This is a genomic window from Arthrobacter zhaoxinii, assembly GCF_025244925.1.
Lineage (GTDB): Bacteria > Actinomycetota > Actinomycetes > Actinomycetales > Micrococcaceae > Arthrobacter_B > Arthrobacter_B zhaoxinii.
This window is the reverse complement of record NZ_CP104275.1, coordinates 814,285-836,396: the sequence shown is the minus strand read 5'-3', so window position 1 is coordinate 836,396 and position 22,112 is coordinate 814,285. Positions and strand designations below refer to the sequence as shown.

Below are 22,112 nucleotides of genomic sequence, written 5' to 3'. Positions count from 1 at the left end.
GTACCGCTACAGCACCTTGGCGATGTTGTCCCACAGCTGCTGGATGCCGAGTGCAATGAACAGCAGTGCGGTGAAACCGAGCGCAAGGTTGGTATGGAGCTTGTTGGCCCACTGCTTGGGAATGCGGCGGCCGTTGAGGAGCCCGAGCAGGGTCACCGCGAGGAAAGGCATAAACAGCGAGCCCAGCACGCCATAGGCCAGGATGAGGCCGATGGGCTGTCCGAGCTGGAAGAGGATCATCGGAGGGAAGGTCAGCCAGAGGACGTAGAAGCGGAAGTACTTGCCGCCGATGCGGGTGTCCGGATGGCCGGATTCCTTGCCGCGGATGTTCCCCCAGAAGTCGGCGAACATCAGGGAGACGCCGTTCCACACCCCGATGATCGAGGAGAACGATGCAGCCCAGAATCCGATCAGGAACCCGGTGCCGACCACGTCGCCGTATTCGGCTTTCAACACGTCATAGAGATCCAGCAGCCCGGCATCGCCGCTGGCGATGGATACTCCTGCCGCGCGGACCACTTCGGCGCCGACAATGAGCATTGCCACCACGAAGATGCCTGTCATGACATAGGCCATGGAGTTATCGATGCGCATGACCCGCATCCACTTGGGCGTGTACCAGCCCTTTTCACGCAGCCAGTACCCGTACGCGGCGAGGGTGATGGTGCCGCCGACGCCGCCGGCCAGTGCCAGTGTGTAGAAGACTCCGCCCTCGGGGATCATGGGGATGAGGCCGGCGAACATTGCCGGAATGTTCGGCACGGCAATCACGGCCAGCCCCACCACGGTGACGAACATCAGGCCAACCAGCACGGCGGTGATTTTCTCGAAGGTGGCATACCTGCCGAACCAGACCATCACAAAACCGGCCAGGCCCATCAGGACCGCCCACGCCGTCAGCGGCAGGACCGGGAAGACGGCGGCCAGCGGCAGTGCGGCGGAGGACATGGCGGTGGCACCGTAGATGAAGCCCCAGATCATGATGTAGGGGCCGAAATACCAGGTGGTCCATTTCCCGAGGGAACGCCATCCTTCGAAAATGGTCAGGCCGGTGGCCAGGGTGAAGCGGCCGGCTCCTTCCACCAGGATGATCTTCAGGACCACGCCTAGGATCACGGCCCAGAGCAGTGCGTATCCGTAGCGGGATCCGGCCACCAGTGTTGCCACCATATCCGCAGCGCCGACGCCGGTGGCGGCCACCACCAGCCCCGGGCCGACGATCTTCCATTTGGCGGGGCTGCCGCCGTCGTCATCCACTGCGTCCGCGTGGTTCAGGGGTCTCTTGGGAGGGGTGTCAGCAGCCATGCTTAGTTCCTTACCTTGGGGTGGGGCACGATACCGCTCTATTGTGCTGCATGTCACCCCATCCCCGGGCTACCTTCGGGTGGCCCTAGAGCACCGCCTTGGGCAGGCGGTGAACGGTCACGGCCCCCACCGCGTTGAAGGGGTGCAGCGGGTCCGGTTCGGCGGAGCCGGTGGGGCCGCCGAGCTGTGAATGCCCGACGGCGCTCATCACCGCATACGCGTCCCCGCGGTCCCAGCCGTTGCCGGTGACCAGGAAATCGAACATGTCCTCGTACCCGCGGGTGATGCTCTCCTGCACGGGCTCCCCGAGGCCAACGAAGATCCATTCGTCTGCCGTCTCGACGCGGGGCGCCCGGAGGGTCATGCCCTTCACGACGTCCACACTGACCACCGCAGTGCCTTCGGCCTCGATAGCGACGAAGGAGGATTCGCCCTCGGCCATGATGGCGTGGATGTCGCCGATTGACAGGTACGCGCCTTCCACCATGACCGGAAGGTAGACCGTGGATCCCGGCCGGCATTGGATGAGATCCATGTTTCCGCCCTGCGGCGTGGACGGCATGATTGTCGAATTGCTGCCCGCAGCCGGAGCTGTGCCGATGCAGCCGATCATCGGCTGCGGAGCGAAGGTGTGCCGGTCCGTGACGTGGATTCCCGCTTCGTCGATGGGGATGCGGCGGGTGAACATGTCCGCGCCCATCATGTGCTGGAGCGCGCCGGATCCGGGAAGGCTGACCGACCACCCGCGGTCCTTGAGCCGGACATCGTGGATAGTGACTGCCAGGGCATCGCCCGGCTGGGCGCCTTCAACATAGACCGGACCGGTGACCGGGTTGATGCCCACCGTCAGTTTGTCCATGTCGCGGAATTCGTGGAGCTGCGCGTAGACCTCGTCACTGGTTTCAAAACCGATGGTCTCCCCCGTCCCCGGGGCTATTTTCAACGCCGGGGTTTCGTCCGCCGAGAAGCCGAACCTGCCGTAGCTCTTGTCCAGAAAGTGATCCATCGTGCTATGCCTTTCGCTCGTCTGCGAGGTCAGCCGGGGCGGCGTCCTCCGCGGACAGTTCGGTCTTGCGCCCGGTGGCGCGGTAGTAAAGGAAAACGCAGGCTCCGATGGCAAGCCACGCAAGGCCGCCCACCTTCGCCTCCGTATTGGCGTTGAACAGGACGTAGCCGATGATCAGGAATCCGGTCACCGGAACGGCCAGATGAAGGAGGTAGTTCCGGGACTTCCGGCGCACAACGTAAAGCCCGATAACGGAGAGGTGCAGCAGCATGAATCCGAACAGCGCACCGAAATTCACCAGGGATGAAATGAGGTCGATCTGGCCCACAAAGAACAGGACCAGAACGGCTGAGATGCCGGACACCAGCAGGATGGCGTTTTGCGGCACCCGGCGTCCGTTGATCCGGTTGAGGAAGGCCGGCAGCTGCCGGTCCCGGCTCATCGAGTACAGCAGGCGGGAAGTGGCGGCCTGGGCCGCCATGGCGTTGGCAATACCGACGGCCACTACGTTGACGGCGAAGAAGGCCGTCGCCCAGCCGCTGCTGGAGGCTGCCTCCACCACGGTGAAGAAGGCATTGCCCACCTCGTCGTCGCTGAAGGAGTCCCGGCCGCCTGCCAGGGCGCTGGCCAGCCAGGTCTGCAGGATGAAACAGGAAGCGACAATGATCAGGGCGCCCACCATGGCTTTGCCTGCGGAGCTGCGGCCGCCGGTGGATTCCTCGCTCATGGTGGAGATACCGTCGAACCCGAGGAAACTCAGGACGGCGATGGACAACGCCGCGGCGATGAGCGGACCGGAGACCTTCTCCGGATCCCAGAGGGGTTCCATGGTCAGTTCCGCGCCCGGAACCGTGCCGTTGTTCAATGCCGTGACGGCGATGACCACGAAGATCACGATGAAGGCCAGCTCCACGGCAAGGAACACACGGTTCATGATCTTGATCGAGCTGACCCCGGACAGATTGATGACCGTATTGATGGCTACAAAAATGAGCGCCCACAGCCAGCGCGGCGTCCCCGGGAAGATACCCACCATGGACTCGGCAGCGAACACGTAGAGCAGCGTGGGTACCAGCAGGTAATCCAGCAGGATGGCCCAGCCGGCGAAAAACCCGGCATTGGGGTGGATGCCGCGCCCAACGTAGGAGAACACCGATCCGGCCAGCGGGATGGACTTGGCCATTTGCCCATAGGCCAGGGCGGTGAAGATCATCGCGATCAGCCCGATGAGGTACACCAGCGGCACCATGCCCTCGGAGGCGTTGTAGACCGTACCGAAGATGGCCCAGGGCGCGATGGGCAGCATAAAGATCAAGCCGTAAATCAGCAGATCGGCAGTCGAGACCGAACGTCGTAGTTCCTGTTTATAGCCCAGGGATTCCAGCTCCTGCTGGGCGTCCCGCTCTGCGGAGCCGGCGGATCGGTTCATGGCTTTGCACTTTCGTTCAGGGGAGGTGGCCACTTCTGCCGGGGCACTCACCGAGACGGCACGTGCCGATCCCGGCGAGAGCCATCATGGCCGAGGAAAGGTATCGAAACAAGACCAATAACGTCATTACAATGTTTATTACGTGCGTGCCGAATTCGCTCCGCTTCCGGGGACAGCGATGCGGCGGAACCAGGAGGAGGACCATGAGCGGCAGCGTCGGCGGCCTGGACACCCCGCTTGAAACCTCGACGCGTGTTGACGACATAGCAGACCGGCTCATCACGGCGATAGCGGTTGGTGAGTATCTGCCGGGCTCCAGGCTTCCCTCCGAACGGGACCTGGCGGCGTCGTTGCAGGTGGGACGGATGACCGTCCGTGCCGCAATTTCCCGTCTCGTCGGGCAGGGCCTGCTGCGGACCCAGCGGGGCCGGGGCGGCGGCTCTTTCGTGAATGAGCTGCCGGCCTCCGCGGCCTCCTCCTCCCGGCCGGCGGTCCACCGGGTATTGGGAAGCCGCTGGGAAGTATTGAAGGACACTTCCGAGGCCATAGCCCACCTGCAGGGTGCCGTGTGCCGGGCGGCCGCAGAGAACCGCACAGCATCCGACGCAGCCCTGCTGGAACAAAGCCTTGAGGCTTTCCGCCGCGCAGCCTCGGGACTGGAGTCACAGCAGGCTGACGAACAGCTCCACCTCGCCATCTGCGCCGCGGCGCACAACCTGACGCTCTCCACGCTGCTGCTGGATCTCGAGGCGCGGGTCAGCATATCGGCACCCCGGCATCCCTGGGGAGATGCCGAAGGGATGCGCCAAATGGAGCAGCGTGCCCTGCTCGATCATGAGAAGCTCGTGTCCGCCATCATCGGCGGGCGGCCCGCTGAAGCGGGTGATCTTGGTCGCATGCATGCCCGCATTGATTTGGAGCTGTTGGAAGACGCTCTTCACCGCTCCGGTCCGGAAGACATCGCTTTAAATGAGCAGGCAAAACAAAAGCAGGACGGGAATTAATCCCGTCCTGCCCCTGATTCAAGCCGGCCCGTGAAACGGACCTAATGTCTTATTAGACAGCCTGGATGTTTACCGCCTGCGGACCCTTGGGGCCCTGCTCGGTGTCGAACGTGACCTTCTGGTTCTCTTCGAGAGACCGGTAGCCACTGGAGTTGATAGCGGAGTAGTGGGCGAAAACATCAGCGCTGCCATCATCGGGCTCGATGAAGCCGAAGCCCTTTTCAGCGTTGAACCATTTCACGGTACCTGTTGCCATTTTTAATCATCCTTCTGAACGAAACCTGCCCCGACCTTCGGGGAGTTTCACGCTGCAGTGCCTTCCGTGCAAAATACAGAAAAAGCGGCTGGCCCTAGATCTGGGTTTCGCCGCTTGAACGTACAAATTGCACAACACTGCAACAAGAAAAAGTATACCGCGACCCTCGTGGAGAGTCACCCCTCCGCCAGCCCCTAGGCTTGAAGTATGGACTCCCCGATCGAGAACTACCTGCGCAGGATCCACGCCGAGATAGCCGGTTTGAAAGACGGCAAACCGTACAGCGCCATTCCGGCCATGGCCAACGTCAACCCCGACTGCTTCGGGATAGCACTGGCCACAGCTGACGGCTTTGTCTATGAGGTGGGCGATACGCGCGAGGAGTTCAGCATCCAGTCCATCTCCAAACCCTTCACCTATGCGTTGGCCCTCGCCGACCTGGGCATGGAGGCCGTGGACGAGAAGGTGGACGTGGAACCGTCCGGCGATTCCTTCAACGAAATCTCCCTGGCCGAAGGGACCGGCCGGCCCGCCAACGCCATGATCAACGCCGGCGCCCTGACCGCCACCTCCCTGGTGAAGGGATCCGGCGGCCGGTCCCGCTTCAAGCGCATCCTGGATACCTACTCCGCCTTCGCCGGACGCGACCTCGACGTCAGCCAGCGCATCTACACCTCCGAGCTGCGGTCCGGCCACCGCAACACCGCCCTGGGCTACCTGCTGCGTTCCTTCGGCATCATCGAATCCGATCCGGCCCCCATCATCAAGGACTACTTCCGGCAGTGCTCGGTCATGGTCAATGCGCGGGACCTCGCCCTGATGGCCGCGACCCTGGCCAACAGCGGCCGCCACCCGCTCTCCGGCGACGAGGTCCTGGACCTCGCTTCGGTGGAACGCGTCCTGTCAGTGATGACCACCTGCGGCATGTACGACGACGCCGGATCGTGGATCAGCAGCGTCGGCATGCCGGCCAAGTCCGGAGTGGCCGGCGGCATCCTCGCCGTCCTGCCCGGCCAGGTTGGCCTGGCCGTCTACTCCCCGCCCCTGGACGAGCACGGCAACAGTGTCCGCGGAGTTGCGGTCAGCCAGCGGCTTTCGCACGATCTCGGGCTGCACTTCGTCCGGGCTGCACGCACCGGCCGTTCCGCCATCCGGGCCATCTACGACATCACCTCGACCCCCTCCGGCATCCGGCGGACGGACGAGGCCGCGGAGATCCTCGCCGAGCACGGCCACCGCGCGCAGATCATCGAGCTCAACGGCGACCTGCTTTTCGCCGGCGCTGAATCCATGGTGCGGGCACTGACCGATCTGCCCGACGACGTCGAACTCGTAGTCGCCGATCTGCGCAGCGTCGACGAGGTGTCCGACGTCGCCATCCGGCTGATTGCCGAGGCCGAAGACATGCTCCGCCAAAGCGGGCGTGAGCTGGCGCTGGTGGACATCGAGGGGTCGGTCACCGAGGCCCTGCAGGAGCTGGGCCGGGAGACAGCGTCCTTCACCATGCGGTCGGCGGCAATCGAGTGGTGCGAGAACAGAATGCTGGAAGGCCACGGCACCGAGCTGGTCCTGCCGGACACCATCGACCCTGCGGATTCCCCCGCGCTCAGCCCTCTGGACCCCGAAGAAGCACAGCTGCTCCAGCACATGATGGAGGACCGCACGTACGACGACGGCGATGTGGTCCGGCGCGTGGGCCAGCGGTTCGGTGGTGTCTTCTTCATCGTGTCCGGGCACATCACCACCTCCATGCCCGGCCCGGACGGCAGCAGGGTCAAACTCGCCACTCTGGGTCCGGGTATGACGTTCGGCGAAATGGCGATGGGCGAGGACAAGCGCCAGGAGACCACCGTCAAGGCGTCGGGGCCGGTGAAGGTCAAGGTTCTGACAGCGGACGCCATCGACGAACTGGCCGAGAAGGACCCGGTGCTGAGCATGAACCTGTGGAAGGCCCTGACGCAGGATGCGTACAGCCGCGTGGAGCAGTACCTGCGCGAAGCAGCTGTGCGGATCCACGACTGAGGCTTGTCCGCTCCGGCGGTCCCGCTCCGGCGCCCGGAACGGCGGCAACGAAATTCCTTGCTCGCAGAGCTCGCAGGAATATTAAAGCCGCCTAACCCGGGCGCCTGCACGGGAAGGGGGCTCGAACCCCCGGGCGCCTATGCGGTAACAGCGAACCGAACCTCGGGCGAACCGGGCCGGCACTCACAGTCACGAAGACGCAGTACCGGGTGCGCGCTGCGTGGTGCCGGTTAAACACAAGAGCAGGACGGGAGAACCCGTCCTGCTCTATGTAGTATCGGCGCGCTAAGCGGCCGTTACAAGGTCTCTAAAGAATTAGAGGGCCTGGATGTTCGAGGCCTGCGGGCCCTTGGGGCCCTGCTCGGTGTCGAAGCTAACCTTCTGGTTCTCGTCCAGCGACTTGTAGCCGTTGGAGTTGATCGCGGAGTAGTGAGCGAAGACGTCGGCGCTGCCGTCGTCGGGCTCAATGAAGCCGAAGCCCTTTTCGGAGTTGAACCATTTCACGGTACCTGTAGCCATTTTTTTAATTCCTTCTGCATTCGAAACACATCCCGACTTTCGGGCGGTTTCAGTCGCGGTGTTCCTTTACCGCTTCTACAGAAAAAGCAGCTAGACCAATTGGGTTTCGCCACTTGAAATACAAAATGCGCAACACAACAACTGCGTTTCAGCCTACACGAGGTTTGCCCGGACGCCTAATCCACTCCCCCGGGGCCCCGTACTACCTGATCAGGCCCTTGGTACGGGCCTCGGCAATCCAGGCCGGATACTCGTCCAGCATGGCCTCAAACAAGGCGGTGTCGGACAGCTGGTCGGTGTCGCCCACGGCCTTGTAGTCGGCGTTGTCGATGAAGCGTTCGTCAAGATCGTCAAGCTTCTGCAGGAAGGCCATCTCCTCGCGGCCGATGGACAGGAACTTCCAGAAGATCGGCGTAGTACTGACCTCGGTCAGCGCCTTGACGGCCGCAGGCTTGCTGTCAGGAGCGCCGTCCGTCAGGAAGAGCGCGTAGACGGGCTGGTCGGCGGGCACAGTGCCCGCTGCCGGCTCCACCTTCTTCGGGCCGCCGAACAGCCCCTTCCGCGTTGATGTCTTCAGTGCCGCCGGAAACCCAAAGTGGTCCCGGACAGCCAGGAAGGCCGCAGCGTAGTTAGTGGTACCCATCCGCCGCTTACCGATCAGGCGGGAGACGCCGTCGCTGAAATCATCGAGGCTGATTTCGCCCAGATGCGCTGCGCCGCTGTCGAAGACGAAAAAGTCGATGGCGCCGTCGTCGTCGAACTGCGTGGCCAGGGCCAGGACCTTCTCGGCCAGCCGCTGCATGGCGCCGGACCGATACTGGGAGTGCATGGACGCGGAGAAGTCCAGTACGAGGGCGACCTTGGCGGTCTGGCCGTTCAGCCCGGACATATCCACGGCAGCTGAGGCGTTCTTCGCGAGGCTGAGGAGGGAAGGCGCCTTTTCGGCGACCTTGTCGAGTGAAAGGGGCATGGTGGTCCTTTGCTCTAATGTGGCGCCCGTCTCAGGGGCAGGTAGCCAGAAGCGTACCCGGAGAGCGGCGGAGACCTGCCCAGGCGACCCGTCCGCGACACGGCCCGGCGGGCCGCCCCTACTCCGGCTGCAGCAGTTCCCGCGGAATGCGGGACTGGTTGGGCACCCTGCTCAGCAGCAGGGGATCAATCAGCTGGCCCCGGCGCAGGATGCTGACCTCTCCCGTGGATTCCAGGACCGCCACGGCCACTTCGGACAGATTCCGGATGCCGGACTGCCGCAGCTGGAAGTACAGCTCCTCCTCGAGGATGTGGGCCTTCCGGAGCCCCTCCTGGACAACCTCTTCTCCTGCCATCAGGAGGATCGGCTGGCTGGTGAGGTAGGCCCCGTACCCGCTTCTGCGCAGGTAGCCTTCAACCCGCAGCATTCCGAACATGGTGGCCAGCGCGATAACGCCGGCCGCTAGCGTGGGCGTGTAGCCGAGGACAACACGGCCCAGGACGGACCCCAGGGCAATCACGATCGCCCGGTCCAAGGTGGACCAGCTGGCCAGGGCACGTTGCCCGAAGCCGCGGACCAGCAGGGAGAAGGCGGCATATATGCCCAGGGCGCTCAAGACGACCCAGAGTGCTTCGGACGGGGTGATGCCGAGGTTGTGCCACACGGTGCATCTCCTAGGATTCCGGTACGGACCTTCCGGTAGCTACCGAAGATGCTAGTGGCCGCCGTCGGCCGGTTACAGGGGGCGCGGGCCTGCACCGGGCCCACCGGCCTTGTCGTCAGCCGAAGAGCGGAGGCCCGGTGTGCGCTGCCGCCATGTCCCGCTGGGCCGCCGTCAGGCGCTGCAGGGCCCCCGTAGCGCCGTCGACGAAGGCAAGGGTTGTCTCGGCCCGCACGCAGGCCTTGCCGGTCACCGGGTCATGAATGACGTAGGCCAGGGTGAGGCTGGCGCCCTTGACCGCGCTGATCCAGACGTCGACGTCGGCGGGGATGTTCCGGTACGTCAGCTCGGCGACGTACCGGATTCGGTGCTCGACGACGAGGGACTGGGTGCCGGGCGGAACATCAGTGAACAGCGGGACGGCAGGCTGCTGTCCCGGCCCTCCCGTTCCGCCGGGAGGGCCGAAGGCATGCACGCGTGCTTCCTCAAGGATGCGGACAATCTCAACATTGTTGACATGACCGTAAGCGTCCATGTCCCCCCAGCGCATAGCGACGGAGCAGGAGATGACGTAGGAGTTAGAGCTCATCCTTCATATCTAGCACAGCGTTAACAGTCCCCGCGGACGGGATCAGACGCCTGCGGGCAGCGCAGCATCCGCGAGCAGCTGGAACGAGCGGAGCCGCGATTCCAGCGTGGCGGTCTGGGTGGCGACGATCAGTTCGTCCGCCTGCGCGTGTCCGGTGAACCAGTCGAGGTAGTCCCGGACTTCCCCGGGGTTGCCGACGGCCGAGTAGCGGCCCATCTGCTTGACCTGCTGTCCGCCCGGCGACTGAAGGATGGCATCAGCTTCTTCATCGGTGAAGGTGCGGTCCCGGCCGAAGAGCTGGGTGACGCGGCGGCGCTGCGAATCGGCAAACATCTGCTGCGCTTCTTCGGTGGTCTCGGCGGCCACCACGTTCACACCGGCAATCACGTACGGCTCGGCCAGCTGGGCCGAGGGCTTGAAGTCGCGGCGGTAAATGGTGACGGCGTCCTGCAGCGCCTGCGGTGCGAAGTGCGAGGCAAAGGAGTACGGCAGGCCCAGGGCGGCGGCCAGCTTGGCGCCGAAGAGGGAGGAACCGAGGATGTACAGCGGCACGTTGGTGCCTGCACCCGGCGTCGCGTTGATGCCCGGAATCAGGGTATTGCCGCTCAGGTAGCCCTGCAGCTCCTGGACGTCCTGGGGGAAGCTGTCCGAGGACATGTGGTCCCGGCGCAGGGCATGCAGGGTCTTCTGGTCGGTGCCGGGGGCACGGCCGAGGCCAAGGTCGATGCGGCCCGGGAACAGCGTTTCGAGGGTGCCGAACTGCTCAGCAATGGTCAGCGGAGCATGATTGGGCAGCATAACCCCGCCGGCGCCGAGCCGGATGCTCTGGGTGTGCGCGGCAATGTAGCCGATCAGCACACTGGTGGCGGAGGAAGCGATGGTGGGCATGTTGTGGTGTTCGGCGTACCAAATGCGGGTATAGCCGAGCTTTTCCGCTTCCTGTGCCAGCGCCAGTGAAGAAGCAAAGGAATCACGTGCGGTCTCGCCCTCATCGATGATGGCGAGATCGAGAATGGAGAGCGGAACAGTCATTGAAACGTGCCTTTCAGTTGCTTGCGCTCCGGACCTTTTTGCCCGGGCACGCTAGTAGCAACCGCGGCACGGCCCGGGTTATTTCATCCGGGGGCACGCCTGTGCCGACGGCTGGGTCACTCCGGTCCGCGTTGTCGGGCCAGATAGCCGGCCAGCCGGTTGAAGGACTCGTTCCACCCGCTTTCGTATCCTTCGATTTCCCCGTCTGCTGCAGCGAAGGGCCCCTCCCGGAACGTCATGCGGGTGACGGGGGGCCCTTCCCCGGTGTCCATAGGGTGCAGCTCGACTTTGATCACCCGCTTCGGGCCCGCAGGAGCACCGTCCGGCTGCTGCCACTGCTGCGTCACTTCCAATCGGTGCGGCGGATCGAGGACCAGGTATTCACCGCCCCACCAGAATTCGTCGCCGGTAGCGGTATTGACCATGCACGCCTGGTAGTCCCCGCCGACGTGCTGATGGGCGGAGATGCGGTCCGGCGGGACAATAAAACCCGCCGCGCCCCACCAGGAGGTAATTCGGGCCAGATCCATCCATGCCTCGTAGATTGCGGTTGGACCGGACGGCAGATCCCGCACCATGTGCAGGAAATCCTCATCCGGCAGCACGCCGTCGGGAAATTGATCACGCATTCGACGCTCCTGCCTGCAGGGGGTGGCACGGCGGGATCCCCCTCCAGTGTGGAACCGGAGAGACGGCACGCACAATCCCGCAACGCTGCACAGCCAGCGGCTAGTTTGGATGGTGTGAGCATCCATATCGGAACATCGGGCTGGGCCTACAACCACTGGCGCAATGTGCTGTACCCAAAGGGCGTGCCGGCCCGGGTATGGCTGGAAAAGTATGCGAGTGAATTCGACACCGTGGAGTTCAACGGCAGCTTTTACCGCTGGCCCCGCGAGGAGGCGTTTGCCGCCTACCGGGACCGATTGCCGGAAGGGTACGTCTTTTCGGTCAAGGCTCCCCGGGGACTCACCCACGGGCGGAAGCTGCGGGATCCGGACGAATGGATCGGCCGGATCGAGCGCTGTTTCACCGCACTGGGAGACCGCAGCGGAGTGTTCCTGCTTCAGCTTTCCCCGGACATGGAGCGCGACGACGGCCGCCTGGATTACCTCCTGGCGAAACTTCCCGACACCATCAGGGTGACGGTGGAGTTCCGCCACGACAGCTGGAATCACGAAGAAGTCTTCCGGCTGCTGGAACGCCACGGCGCCGCCTACACCGTCATGAGCGGGGCGCACCTGCCCTGCATGCTGCGCGCCACCGCCCCGTTTGTGTACGTCCGCCTGCACGGACCGAACCCGGAGCAGCTCTACGTCGATTCCTACACGGAGGAAGACCTGCAGTGGTGGGCGGCCCGGATCCGCGAGTGGAACTCCGCGGGCAAAGACGTGTACGCCTACTTCAACAACGACCTCGAGGGGCATGCGGTCCGGAACGCCCGACGGCTGCGCGAACTTACATCGATGTGATTCCTGACATACTTGGACGCCGTACAACTCACACGCACCTAGTGAACGGCAACTAAGCAATGACAGATCAGACGTACAAAGTGATCGCCATGACGATCTATATGCTGGCCATGCTGGCGATCGGCTGGTGGGCCTACCGCAAAACCAACAGCCTGGATGACTACATGCTGGCGGGACGGGACCTGAAACCCGGCGTCGCCGCCCTGAGCGCCGGGGCGTCGGACATGTCCGGGTGGCTGTTGATGGGCCTGCCTGGCGCCATCTACGTCTCGGGACTGGTGGAAGGCTGGATTGCCGTAGGCCTGACCGTCGGGGCCTGGCTGAACTGGAAGTTCGTGGCACCCCGCCTCCGCGCCTACACCATGGTCGCGAACAACTCCATCACGGTGCCCAGCTTCCTGGAGAACCGGCTTCGGGACCGTTCGCGGCTGCTGCGGGTGGTCTCAGGCCTGATCATTCTGGTCTTCTTCACGTTCTACGTCTCCTCCGGCATGGTTGCCGGCGGTGTCTTCTTCGAAAGCTCCTTCGGCTCCTCCTATGTGACCGGCATGCTGATTGTCGCCGTCGTGACGATTGCCTACACGCTCTTCGGCGGATTCCTCGCGGCCAGCTACACCGACGTGGTGCAGGGCCTGATGATGGTGGCAGCCCTGGTGCTGGTTCCCGTGGTTGGCCTGGTCAAGGTGGGCGGCTTCGGCGGTATGACCGATTCCCTCCGCGAGGTGAACCCGGAGCTGCTGGACCCGGTTGCCGGCGGCACTGCCCTCGGCATCATTTCCGCACTCGCCTGGGGGCTGGGCTACTTCGGCCAGCCGCACATCATTGTCCGCTTCATGGCGCTGCGCTCCCCCGCCGATGCGAAAGCCGGCCGCCGGATCGGCGTCGGCTGGATGCTGTTCAGCGTGGTCGGTGCCATCCTCACCGCACTGGTGGGTGTGGCGTACTTCCAGCAGAACAACCTGACCCTCGATGAGCCCGAGGCGGTCTTCCTGAGCCTGGCGCAGATCTTCTTCCACCCGCTGGTGGCCGGTTTTGTCCTGGCCGCCGTGCTGGCCGCGATCATGAGCACCATTTCCTCCCAGCTGATCGTTACGTCGTCAGCACTGGTGGAAGACCTGTACCGGATTGCGCTTCGCCGCGAGGCTTCCCCGCGGTCCCTGGTGATGCTCGGCCGGCTCGGCGTCCTGGTGGTCTCGGTGATTTCCATCCTGATTGCGCTGGGCCGCAATGACACCATCCTTGACCTGGTGGGCTTCGCCTGGGCCGGATTCGGCGCTTCGTTCGGACCGACCATCCTCCTGGCCCTGTTCTGGCGCCGCCTGAGCACCGCCGGGGCACTGACGGGCATGATTGCCGGCGCCCTCACCGCCTACATCTGGGGCAGCGTGGATGCGCTTTCGGGAACCCTGTACGAGATTGTTCCCGGTTTCATCATCAATGTGGTCCTGACCGTGGTGGTGAGCCTGTTCACCCACAAGCCCTCCGCGGAGGTTGACGCCGAATTCAGCGACGCCGCCCGGTTGGCGAAGGAACCGGCGCAGGCGCCGGAGCCTGCCGCAGTCGGCTAGGGCCCGGCCCGGCCCGTGTAGAACCGATACCCTCCCGGACCCCGGGAGGGTATCGCCGTATATACCTGTATTTATGTGCCTCTAGATCCCCAGGGAGTCCAGCGTGCTGCGCAGGGTTTCGGCGGACGCTGTCAGCTTCCCTGCCTCCTCGTCGTCCAGGGGCATCTCCAGCATCTTGTAGACGCCGTTATGGCCCACGACGGAGGGAAGGGACAACGCGACGCCGCTGATCCCGTACTCCCCCTCGAGTGTTGCCGCCACCGGCAGGACCGCGTTTTCGGCATTCAGCACTGCCTCGACTATCCGCACTCCGGCCAGTCCGATCGCGTAGTTCGTGGCACCTTTGCCCTCGATCACCTGATAGGCCGCATTGACGACGTCGTTCGTGGCAGCGGCGAGGAACTCGTCGGTGAATACCTGCCGGCCACTGATTTCCCACTCCCGGATGGGGACCGGGCCGATGCTCGCATTGGACCACACCGGAAACTCGGAGTCGCCGTGTTCCCCGATGATGGTCGCGTGCACGCTGGTCATCAGCACGTGCGCTTCGCGGGCCAGCAGCAGCCGCAGGCGGGATGTGTCCAGCACCGTGCCGGAAGAGAAGATCCGGTTGCGCGGCAGGCCGCCGATCTTCTGCGCAGCGACGGCCAGCACATCCGCAGGGTTGGTCACCAGGATGTAGACCGCGTCCGGCGCCTGGGCAATCAGCTGCGGCATCAGCTTCTCCAGGATGCGCACGTTGGTGCCGGCCAGGTCCAGCCTGCTCTGGCCCGGCTGCTGCCGGGCACCCGCGGTGATCACGATGACGTCGGAGCCGGCCAGGTCCTCGACATTGCCGCTGCCGGTGACCGTATTGGCGCCGGTGAACTGGGTGCCGTGAGCCAGGTCCAGCCCTTCGGCTTCGGCCCGGACGGCGTCGATGTCGTAAATCGCGATGCGGCGGGCCGTATCCCGGATGATGGCGGCGTAAGCCAGCGAGGTGCCGACGCTTCCGGCTCCCACGATTCCGAGTTTGGTGACGGGCCGGGTGGTGATATTGGCCATGGTGAAGCCTCGCTCACAGTAGGAAGGAACCCCTCCTGCACTATAGGCTCGGTGCCCTCGCGAACGGAACGGTCAGTCCGGGTTCGTCCCGGCTAGTCCCGGTTAGTCCCGTGACGAACCGAACCGGCTCAGGTAGCCCGAGCGGGACTGCCGGACGTGGGCCTCCATCAGCTCCGCTGCACGGGCCGTCTCCCCGGCGTCGACCGCGGCCATGATCCTGCGGTGCTCGCTCCACGAGTCCTTGCCGCGGGACTCGACGTCGGCCGCGTACAGCCATTCGATCTTGCCCGCGAGCTGGCGCAGCAGGGCGGTCAGTGACGGGCTCCCGGCCAGCGCCGCAACACCGAGGTGGAAGCGCACATTCAAATCCGGCAGCAGGTGCAGGTCCCCGGCGGCCACTGCGGCGTCCCCGGCGTCGAGAATCCCGGCAATAGTCCTCCGTGCCTCCCACCACGTTCCGTCCGGAACGCCGGTGCCTAGCTGGCGGGCGGCATGCCCTGCCGCCCGGCGCGCAGTGGCGGCTTCCACCACTGCACGCACGGCAAACAGGTCATCGGCTTCGTCCACGGGTATCTCCGAAACCGTGGATCCTGCGTAGGGCCGCGAGTCCACGAACCCCTCCGCCTCCAGCGCCCGCAGCGCCTCGCGCACCGGCACCCGGGAGATGCCGTACCTTTCCGCCAGCGACGCCTCCGTGATGCGCATTCCGGGGCTCAGCCGGCCGAAGATGATGTCCTGCCGGATCGTGTCCTGGATGCGCGGGGAGCCGTCAGCGCCCGGCGGCATACCCCTGCGCTCCCCGCGGATTCGCGGCTGCCTGCAGCAGGCCCGAGTCCGGTTCGCGTACCACCGCAGACAGCCGGCCCAGCGCCCAGTCCCCCGCACGGGTCACCGCATGGCCGCGGGCTTCCAGCCCGGCAATCACGTCCTCCCCCAGCCGGTCCTCCACCACTGCCCCGCAGGGCGTCCATGTCCGCGGCCAGAACGAACCGGGAATGGATGTGGTGTGCAGGGCGGGGGCATCTATGGCCTGCTGCGGGGTGTACCCGCCGACGATGGTGCGCAGCAGATACAGCAGCTGCCACTGGTCCTGCTGGTCCCCGCCGGGCGAGCCCAGGGCCACCACCGGTTTGCCGTCCTTCAGGACCAACGTAGGGGTCAGGGTGGTGCGGGGCCGTTTCCCCGGAGCCAGGGTGGACGGGGCGCCCTCTTCCAGCCAGGTCATCTGCAGCCGCGAGCCCAGGCAGAAACCGAGTTCCGGGATGGTCGGGGAGGACTGCAGCCAGCCTCCCGACGGGGTGGCGGAAACCATGTTGCCCCACCGGTCCACGACGTCGATGTGGCAGGTGTCCCCGCGGGTCTCGCCGGTGGGCATCACCGTCGGTTCGCCGACGCCGGCAAAGCCAGCGCCGCCCGCTCCGGCCAGGGCGGGCGGCAGGTACTCGGTGCGCAGCGGCGGCACAAAGGGCGTGTGGCCGGGCACCGTGCCGGGGCGAAAAGCGGAGGAAGCCCGGTCCGTGATGAGCGCGCGGCGTTCCGCGGCATAGTCCTCGCTGAGCAGGTAGTCGAGTGGAACTTCCGCGTCACCGTAGTACGCCTCGCGGTCCGCGATCGCCAGCTTCTGGGCCTCGAGAATGGTGTGGGCGCCCAGCACGGTGGAAGGATCCAGCCGTTCGTCGTCGAAACCGGCGAGGATGGCCAGGGTCTGCAGCAGCGCCGGCCCCTGCCCCCAGGCCCCGGTTTTGGCAATGGTGTAGCCGCGGAAGTCGAACGTGACGGCAGGTTCAAATCCCGCTTCAAACGCCGCGAAGTCTGCGGCGGTTATAACGCCGGCATGGTCGGTGCCCGAGGAATGGCGGTGCGGTGCGGCCGCGAACTCGGCGGCGGCACGTGCCACAAAACCCCCGCGCCATTCGTGCCGGGCGGCATCGATCCGTTCGGCCCGGCTGCCCGCGCCGGCGCCGGCCCCGATCAGGCGGTCCAGCACCTTGGCGTAGGCCTCGTTGCGGATAATTTCGCCCTCCCGCGGAACCCGGTCTTCGGGCATCCACTGTGCGGCCGAGGTGGGCCAGTGCTCGGTGAACAGCTCCGCCACGGACTCGATGGTGGCGCCGACACGGCCCAGGACGGGGTGGCCGCTGCGGGCATAATCCACCGCGAAGGCCAGGACGTCGGCCAGTTCCCAGGTGCCGTGGTCCCGCAGCAGCAGCAACCACGCATCGACGGCGGCGGGAACTGCTGCGGCGAGGGCACCGGCACCGGGCACCAGTTCCAGTCCTTCAGCGAGGTAATGCTCCCGGGTGGCTGCGGCGGGAGCCGGCCCCTGGCCCATCAGCACCACCGGTTCTTTCGGGTTCTCCGCCGTCGCGAAAATGCCGGTCATGTCCCCGCCCGGACCATTGAGGTGCGGTTCCACGACATGCAGCACAAAGGCACCCGCCACCGCGGCATCGAAGGCATTTCCACCACGCTCGAGCACGGCCTGCGCCGAAGCCGTGGCAAGCCAATGCGTCGACGCGCTCATGCCGAACGTGCCCTGCAGGGTGGGCCGGGTAGTGAAGGAAGCCGGGGCGGTGTAGGTCATGGGTCAGCTTTCGGGAGACAACGTAGTTAGGGGAATCCTTGCATCATCTGCCGCAATTTTGAATACAATCGGACATTCCGCCACGCGTTCGTATACGGACGGCTGCCTAAGGAGACATTCCGCCAGTGAAACGACTCAACGCCGTACCTACCGAACGGGTGCATCTTTGGCTGATGCTGGCCCTGACCTTCTCCACCGGGGTGATCGACGCCGTCGGCTACTTGGGCCTTGACCGGGTCTTCACCGGAAATATGACGGGCAACGTGGTGCTGCTGGGCATGGCCTTTGCCGAAGGCGGTGCCGACCTGCCGATCCTGCGCCCTGTCCTGGCGCTGATCTTCTTCATGCTGGGTGCGGCCCTGGCCGGACGGATGCTGCGCAGGGGGCCGGAGGGCTGGTCCGGGCGGACCACTGTGTCGCTGATGGTGGTCGCCGGTGTCATCACCACATTGGCTGTCCTCACGGCGGTGGTGGATGTACAGGGCAGTTCCCTGTTGGGCAGCATCACGACGTCGGCTCTCGCCATCTCGATGGGCATCCAGGCCGCGACCGCCAAGCGGATGAAGGTCGCTGAGATCACCACAGTGGTGGTGACCTCAACCATCACGGGGCTCGCCTCGGATTCGCGCCTGGCCGGCGGGGACAGCAAGCACTGGGTCCGCCGTGCCCTCGCGATTGCCCTGATTCTGCTTGGAGCGGTAGCCGGCGCTGCTGCCCTGCAGGTCGGGCTCTGGCTGGGATTGACCATCTCGGCCGTTATCTCGATTGCGGTGGCCGTGACCGGTTACGTCCGCCACCACCGCGAGCGCAGTGGCGCAGGAGTCTCGGCGTAGTTTCCTGCCCGGAGTGAGGCCCGCAGATGCCTGCCGGGGGTTACCAGCCGGATACACCGCCGTACGCTTTAATGAACGCTTGTCCCAGCGCTTCCCCGGTTGAGCCGGTGTGCCGGCTTGGCCCGGGAGGCCCCATCCGTTGAAGCCGTCCCCCGGCTCGGCGTGGAGGTCTTTATGGACAGCTTCACCCCAAGCACCGATCCCGTCCTCAACAGCGTTGCCCTGTCCGCTCTGGTGGCGCTGCTTCCGCTGCTGACGTTTTTCTTCCTGCTGGCCTTCGCCAAAACGCGGGCGTATGTAGCCGGAGCGTGGGCACTGCTGGTGGCGCTCGCCGTCGGGGTCTTCGGTTTCGGCATGCCTCTTGGTCTGGCACTGCTCTCCGCCACGCAGGGCGCGGCCTTCGGGCTGTTCCCCGTGGTCTGGATCATCGTGATGGCCGTGTGGCTGTATCAGGTGACAGTGCTCAGTGGCCGGTTTGAGGACCTGCGAAGGGTCTTCGACGCGATCGGCGGCGGAGACCTGAGAGTGCAGGCCATCCTGGTGGCCTTCTGCTTCGGCGGGCTCCTGGAAGCCCTCGCCGGGTTCGGCGCCCCGGTGGCCATTACCGTGACCATGCTGCTGGCCCTGGGCATCGCTCCGATCCGGGCAGCCACGGCGGTGCTGGTGGCCAACACCGCCCCGGTAGCCTTTGGCGCTTTGGCCATCCCCATCACCACCGCCGCCAACCTGACCAACTACACCGGCGACGAGATCGGTGCCGTGGTGGGCCGGCAGACACCGGTGCTGGCCCTGTTTGTGCCGCTGATCCTGCTGTTCATCCTGGACGGACGCCGCGGCCTGCGGGACTGCTGGCCCATAGCCCTGTTCACCGGCGTCGTCTTCTCCATCTTCCAGTTCCTTTGCTCAAACTATTTCTCCTACGAACTCACCGATATCGTGGCCTCCCTCGTGGCCTTGCTGGCCGCCGTAGGGTTCCTGCGCTTCTGGCATCCGCGCAACGGAGGCGAGGCCGGCCAGCGGATGAAAGCAGAACTGGCAGAGGCACGGGCCGGTGGATGGACGCCCTCGGGTACCGGCGCGGCGTCGGACGTCCTGACCTCGGCGGATGACACCGCTGAGGATCGGCTGACCCCGTCCCGGGCGTGGATGGCGCTGTTCCCGTATGTGGCAGTCATTGTCATTTTCGGCTTTGTGAACCTGTGGACGCTGGGCATCGACGTGCCCGAGGCACTCGCGAAGACCAACATCGAAATCCCGTGGCCGGTGCTGCATGAGGCCCTGCTGGACAGCAACGGCCAGACCCAGTCCTCCACGATCTATTCCTTCGAATGGCTGATCAGCCCAGGTACGCTACTGCTGGTCACGGGCCTGATAGTCGCCCTGGTCTACTCGCGCTTCAATGAAAACGGCCGGTATCCGCTGACCATGGGAGCGGCGGTGCGGGAAATCTGGACGACGACGGTGCGGATGCGTTCCGCGGCGCTGACCATCCTTGGGGTGCTGGCACTGGCGTACGTGATGAACTTTTCCGGGCAGACCGTGTCCATCGGTACCTGGCTGGCTGCCACCGGCGGCTTCTTTGCCTTCCTCTCCCCCGTGCTCGGCTGGATCGGTACGGCCGTCACCGGTTCCGATACCTCCGCCAACGCCCTGTTCGCCAAGCTGCAGCAGACAGCCGGAATTGAAGCCGGCCTGGATCCCCAGCTCATGGTTGCCGCCAACACCGGAGGCGGCGTGATGGGCAAGCTGATCAGCCCGCAGAATCTGGCCATCGGTGCGGCCGCCGTGAATATGAGCGGGCAGGAATCGGTGCTGCTGCGCAAAGTGATCGGCTGGAGCGTGCTGCTGCTCCTGGCCCTGTGCATCCTGGTTTATCTGCAGTCCACTCCCGTCCTCGAGTGGATGCTGCCGTAAGCCCGGGAGCGGAACCATGGACACCGGTTTCAGCGGTCGCTAGGGTAACGCGCATGACTGAAGACCCCACGGAAACGCCGTCCGCCCCCGCTCGGCTCCTCACCGACTTCTCGCTCGAGATGACCGGCAAGGACATCGGCGCACTCCAGGAAGCGCAGCCTTCCCTCCCCGCGGGGACGCGGATCAACGTGACCTTCCTGGGGAATGAAGACCTGCCGATGCGCGTCGCCGCTGCGGCGACGGTCCGGGCCGGCGGGTTCGTTCCCGTTCCGCATATTTCCGCGCGGCGGCTGGAGTCCCGGGAAGACCTCGGCAAGTTCCTGGCGGCGCTCGAGGAAGCCGACGCCACGCGTGAACTCTTTGTGGTCGGCGGAGACCCGGTCTCCCCGCTGGGCCCCTTTCCTGACGCGCTGTCCGTGATCCGCAGCGAGATGCTCCCAGGGCACGGGGTCCGCGCCGTTAGCATCAGCGGCTATCCCGAAGGACATCCGGACATTGATACCGACACCCTCTGGAAGGCTCTGCAAGACAAAATCTCCGCGCTGGACCAGGGCGGACTGGAGGCTTCGATCACCACGCAGTTCGGTTTCGACGTCGCTCCCGTCCTCACCTGGCTTGAGGAACTTCGCAGCCGCGGTGTGAATGCACCCGTCCGGATCGGCGTCCCCGGGCCCGCCGGCGTGAAGCGCCTCCTGGGTTATGCCCGCCGGTTCGGTGTTGCCTCCTCGGCAGGAATCGCCCACAAGTACGGGTTTTCCCTGACCAATCTGCTCGGCACGGCCGGCCCGGACCGGTTCATCCAGGACCTGGGCCAGGCTCTTTCACCGGCGCTCCACGGCGATGTCCGGCTGCATTTCTACACGTTCGGCGGAATCAAAACCACGGCGGAATGGGTGCACGGATACCGCAGCTGAACCTAACCGGACCGGGGCAGGAGCGCTTCCAGATCAGGTTCTTCCTCGATCAGGCCGCGGTCGAGCGAGATGCGCATAACCTCCTCCAGGGAATCCTGGTTGATCTCGCCGTAGTACCTCGGCAGGGTCAGCTGCTCGATGACGTCGGGTTCCAGCGAGGTGTAGGTCGGCAGCACGGCGCGAACCTCGTCAGGATTCGCATCGGCATATTCCAGCGATGCCGTCATCGCACGGACAAACTTGTCCAGTGTCTCCGGGTTCTCCTGCGCGTACTGGTCCGACGTGAAATAAACAGCCACGGTGAGGTCCTTGATGGGCTCCGCGTAGTTGGAGAACACCGGAACGGCGCCCTGTGCCTCGGTGATCGTCACAAAGGGTTCCACTGCGGCAATGGCGTCCACGTTGCCGGCGTCGAGCTGGGCCGGCATGTCGGGAAACTGCATTTCGACAAACTCGATGCTCTCGTAGTCGCCGCCGGCCTGCTTCACTGCTTCGGAAATGGTGGAGTCTGAAATGTTGTTGAGCGTATTCACGCCCACCCTCTTGCCTGCCAGATCCGCGGTTTCCTCGATCCCGCTGCCCGGAAGCGTCATCACCGACGCGAAGTCCGCATCGACATCGCCGGTGGTGCTGGCGCCCGGAGCCACCATCCGGATGGGCAGACCCTTGGACTTGCCCACGATCATGGAGGTCACATTGGAGAAGCCGAACGCCATCTGCCCCGAGGTGACTGCCGGGACAATTGCCGCCCCGCCCTGTGCAGGCGTCAGGGTCAGTTCCAGGCCTTCGTCCTCGAAGAAGCCCTGCTCCACCCCTAGATAGATCGGAGCCACATCCACGATGGGAATGACCCCCACTTCTATCGGCACCAGGTCCCCGCTGGCTTCAGTCTCGGTTTCGGACGACGGCGAACCGCCGCTGCATCCCGTAACGCCGAATAAGGCCGCCGCCAGGACCGCAGCTACACCGGTTTTCCTCATCGTGCCCTCC

The 22,112-nt window shown here is 64.9% G+C and carries 21 protein-coding genes; 7 read left to right on the top strand and 14 right to left on the bottom strand.

The genetic code is table 11. The annotated features are described in order from the left end of the window. Window positions 1-6: 6 nt before the first annotated feature. From N2K95_RS03905 to N2K95_RS03895, 3 genes are all read right to left on the bottom strand, one after another. Window positions 7-1,305 (bottom strand): Nramp family divalent metal transporter, encoded by a 1,299-nt coding sequence (locus tag N2K95_RS03905; RefSeq protein WP_260653013.1) that lies wholly within the window; start codon window positions 1,303-1,305, stop codon window positions 7-9. 85 nt (window positions 1,306-1,390) lie between these two features. Then, window positions 1,391-2,311 carry an acetamidase/formamidase family protein gene (locus N2K95_RS03900; protein ID WP_260653012.1) on the bottom strand — a complete coding sequence of 307 codons (921 nt, stop codon included), beginning with the start codon at window positions 2,309-2,311 and terminating at the stop codon, window positions 1,391-1,393. A gap of 4 nt (window positions 2,312-2,315) precedes the next feature. Then, complete coding sequence (locus N2K95_RS03895) at window positions 2,316-3,740, bottom strand: APC family permease (RefSeq protein WP_260653011.1); 1,425 nt, start codon at window positions 3,738-3,740, stop codon at window positions 2,316-2,318. Between the two features lie 203 nt (window positions 3,741-3,943). On the opposite strand from N2K95_RS03895, the gene N2K95_RS03890 reads away from it, so the two are divergent. Next, entirely contained in the window at window positions 3,944-4,744 is an 801-nt protein-coding gene (locus N2K95_RS03890) for a FadR/GntR family transcriptional regulator (protein ID WP_260653010.1), read from the top strand. A 52-nt stretch (window positions 4,745-4,796) separates the two neighbouring features. Here N2K95_RS03890 and N2K95_RS03885 read toward each other — a convergent pair whose 3' ends face one another. Beyond that, window positions 4,797-5,000 (bottom strand): cold-shock protein, encoded by a 204-nt coding sequence (locus N2K95_RS03885; RefSeq protein WP_146362590.1) that lies wholly within the window; start codon window positions 4,998-5,000, stop codon window positions 4,797-4,799. A 207-nt stretch (window positions 5,001-5,207) separates the two neighbouring features. On the opposite strand from N2K95_RS03885, the gene glsA reads away from it, so the two are divergent. Then, a complete protein-coding gene (gene glsA / locus N2K95_RS03880) occupies window positions 5,208-7,022 on the top strand; it encodes a glutaminase A (RefSeq protein ID WP_260653009.1) in 1,815 nt (604 codons plus the stop codon). A 315-nt stretch (window positions 7,023-7,337) separates the two neighbouring features. On the opposite strand, the gene N2K95_RS03875 is transcribed toward glsA, so the two are convergent. The 6 genes from N2K95_RS03875 to N2K95_RS03850 all read right to left on the bottom strand — a co-directional run bounded on the left by N2K95_RS03875 (window position 7,338) and on the right by N2K95_RS03850 (window position 11,422). Beyond that, a complete protein-coding gene (locus N2K95_RS03875; protein WP_146362594.1) occupies window positions 7,338-7,541 on the bottom strand; it encodes a cold-shock protein in 204 nt (67 codons plus the stop codon). Window positions 7,542-7,743: 202 nt separating this feature from the next. Then, on the bottom strand, window positions 7,744-8,511 hold the full coding sequence (locus tag N2K95_RS03870; RefSeq protein ID WP_260653008.1) for a VWA domain-containing protein: 768 nt from the start codon (window positions 8,509-8,511) through the stop codon (window positions 7,744-7,746). Between the two features lie 118 nt (window positions 8,512-8,629). Further along, window positions 8,630-9,175 carry a DUF421 domain-containing protein gene (locus N2K95_RS03865; protein ID WP_260653007.1) on the bottom strand — a complete coding sequence of 182 codons (546 nt, stop codon included), beginning with the start codon at window positions 9,173-9,175 and terminating at the stop codon, window positions 8,630-8,632. A 115-nt stretch (window positions 9,176-9,290) separates the two neighbouring features. After that, on the bottom strand, window positions 9,291-9,761 hold the full coding sequence (locus N2K95_RS03860) for an acyl-CoA thioesterase (RefSeq protein WP_260653006.1): 471 nt from the start codon (window positions 9,759-9,761) through the stop codon (window positions 9,291-9,293). Between the two features lie 42 nt (window positions 9,762-9,803). Next, entirely contained in the window at window positions 9,804-10,793 is a 990-nt protein-coding gene (locus N2K95_RS03855; RefSeq protein ID WP_260653005.1) for an LLM class flavin-dependent oxidoreductase, read from the bottom strand. A gap of 116 nt (window positions 10,794-10,909) precedes the next feature. Continuing rightward, window positions 10,910-11,422, bottom strand: a complete 513-nt coding sequence (locus tag N2K95_RS03850) for an SRPBCC family protein (protein WP_260653004.1) — start codon at window positions 11,420-11,422, stop codon at window positions 10,910-10,912. Between the two features lie 114 nt (window positions 11,423-11,536). On the opposite strand from N2K95_RS03850, the gene N2K95_RS03845 reads away from it, so the two are divergent. Together N2K95_RS03845 and putP are read left to right on the top strand one after the other, a co-directional pair. Further along, window positions 11,537-12,265, top strand: coding sequence for a DUF72 domain-containing protein (locus tag N2K95_RS03845; protein WP_260653003.1), 729 nt, complete (start codon window positions 11,537-11,539; stop codon window positions 12,263-12,265). A gap of 59 nt (window positions 12,266-12,324) precedes the next feature. Next, window positions 12,325-13,833: a sodium/proline symporter PutP gene (gene putP, locus N2K95_RS03840; RefSeq protein ID WP_260653002.1), complete on the top strand. Its 1,509-nt coding sequence runs from the start codon at window positions 12,325-12,327 to the stop codon at window positions 13,831-13,833. 81 nt (window positions 13,834-13,914) lie between these two features. On the opposite strand, the gene N2K95_RS03835 is transcribed toward putP, so the two are convergent. The 3 genes from N2K95_RS03835 to N2K95_RS03825 all read right to left on the bottom strand — a co-directional run bounded on the left by N2K95_RS03835 (window position 13,915) and on the right by N2K95_RS03825 (window position 17,461). Next, complete coding sequence (locus N2K95_RS03835) at window positions 13,915-14,877, bottom strand: L-lactate dehydrogenase (protein WP_255793141.1); 963 nt, start codon at window positions 14,875-14,877, stop codon at window positions 13,915-13,917. A 102-nt stretch (window positions 14,878-14,979) separates the two neighbouring features. Then, window positions 14,980-15,663: a GntR family transcriptional regulator gene (locus tag N2K95_RS03830; protein WP_260653001.1), complete on the bottom strand. Its 684-nt coding sequence runs from the start codon at window positions 15,661-15,663 to the stop codon at window positions 14,980-14,982. Next, on the bottom strand, window positions 15,647-17,461 hold the full coding sequence (locus N2K95_RS03825; RefSeq protein ID WP_260653000.1) for a gamma-glutamyltransferase family protein: 1,815 nt from the start codon (window positions 17,459-17,461) through the stop codon (window positions 15,647-15,649). The genes N2K95_RS03830 and N2K95_RS03825 overlap by 17 nt, the downstream gene beginning before the upstream one ends. A 125-nt stretch (window positions 17,462-17,586) precedes the next feature. On the opposite strand from N2K95_RS03825, the gene N2K95_RS03820 reads away from it, so the two are divergent. The 3 genes from N2K95_RS03820 to N2K95_RS03810 all read left to right on the top strand — a co-directional run bounded on the left by N2K95_RS03820 (window position 17,587) and on the right by N2K95_RS03810 (window position 21,122). After that, complete coding sequence (locus N2K95_RS03820; RefSeq protein WP_260652999.1) at window positions 17,587-18,294, top strand: YoaK family protein; 708 nt, start codon at window positions 17,587-17,589, stop codon at window positions 18,292-18,294. 174 nt (window positions 18,295-18,468) lie between these two features. After that, complete coding sequence (locus N2K95_RS03815) at window positions 18,469-20,208, top strand: L-lactate permease (RefSeq protein ID WP_260652998.1); 1,740 nt, start codon at window positions 18,469-18,471, stop codon at window positions 20,206-20,208. Window positions 20,209-20,261: 53 nt separating this feature from the next. Further along, the gene (locus tag N2K95_RS03810) at window positions 20,262-21,122 is read left to right on the top strand and encodes a methylenetetrahydrofolate reductase (protein WP_260652997.1); all 861 of its coding nucleotides are present in this window, start codon (window positions 20,262-20,264) and stop codon (window positions 21,120-21,122) included. Window positions 21,123-21,124: 2 nt separating this feature from the next. Here N2K95_RS03810 and N2K95_RS03805 read toward each other — a convergent pair whose 3' ends face one another. Further along, complete coding sequence (locus N2K95_RS03805; protein ID WP_260652996.1) at window positions 21,125-22,102, bottom strand: ABC transporter substrate-binding protein; 978 nt, start codon at window positions 22,100-22,102, stop codon at window positions 21,125-21,127. Window positions 22,103-22,112 lie beyond the last annotated feature (10 nt).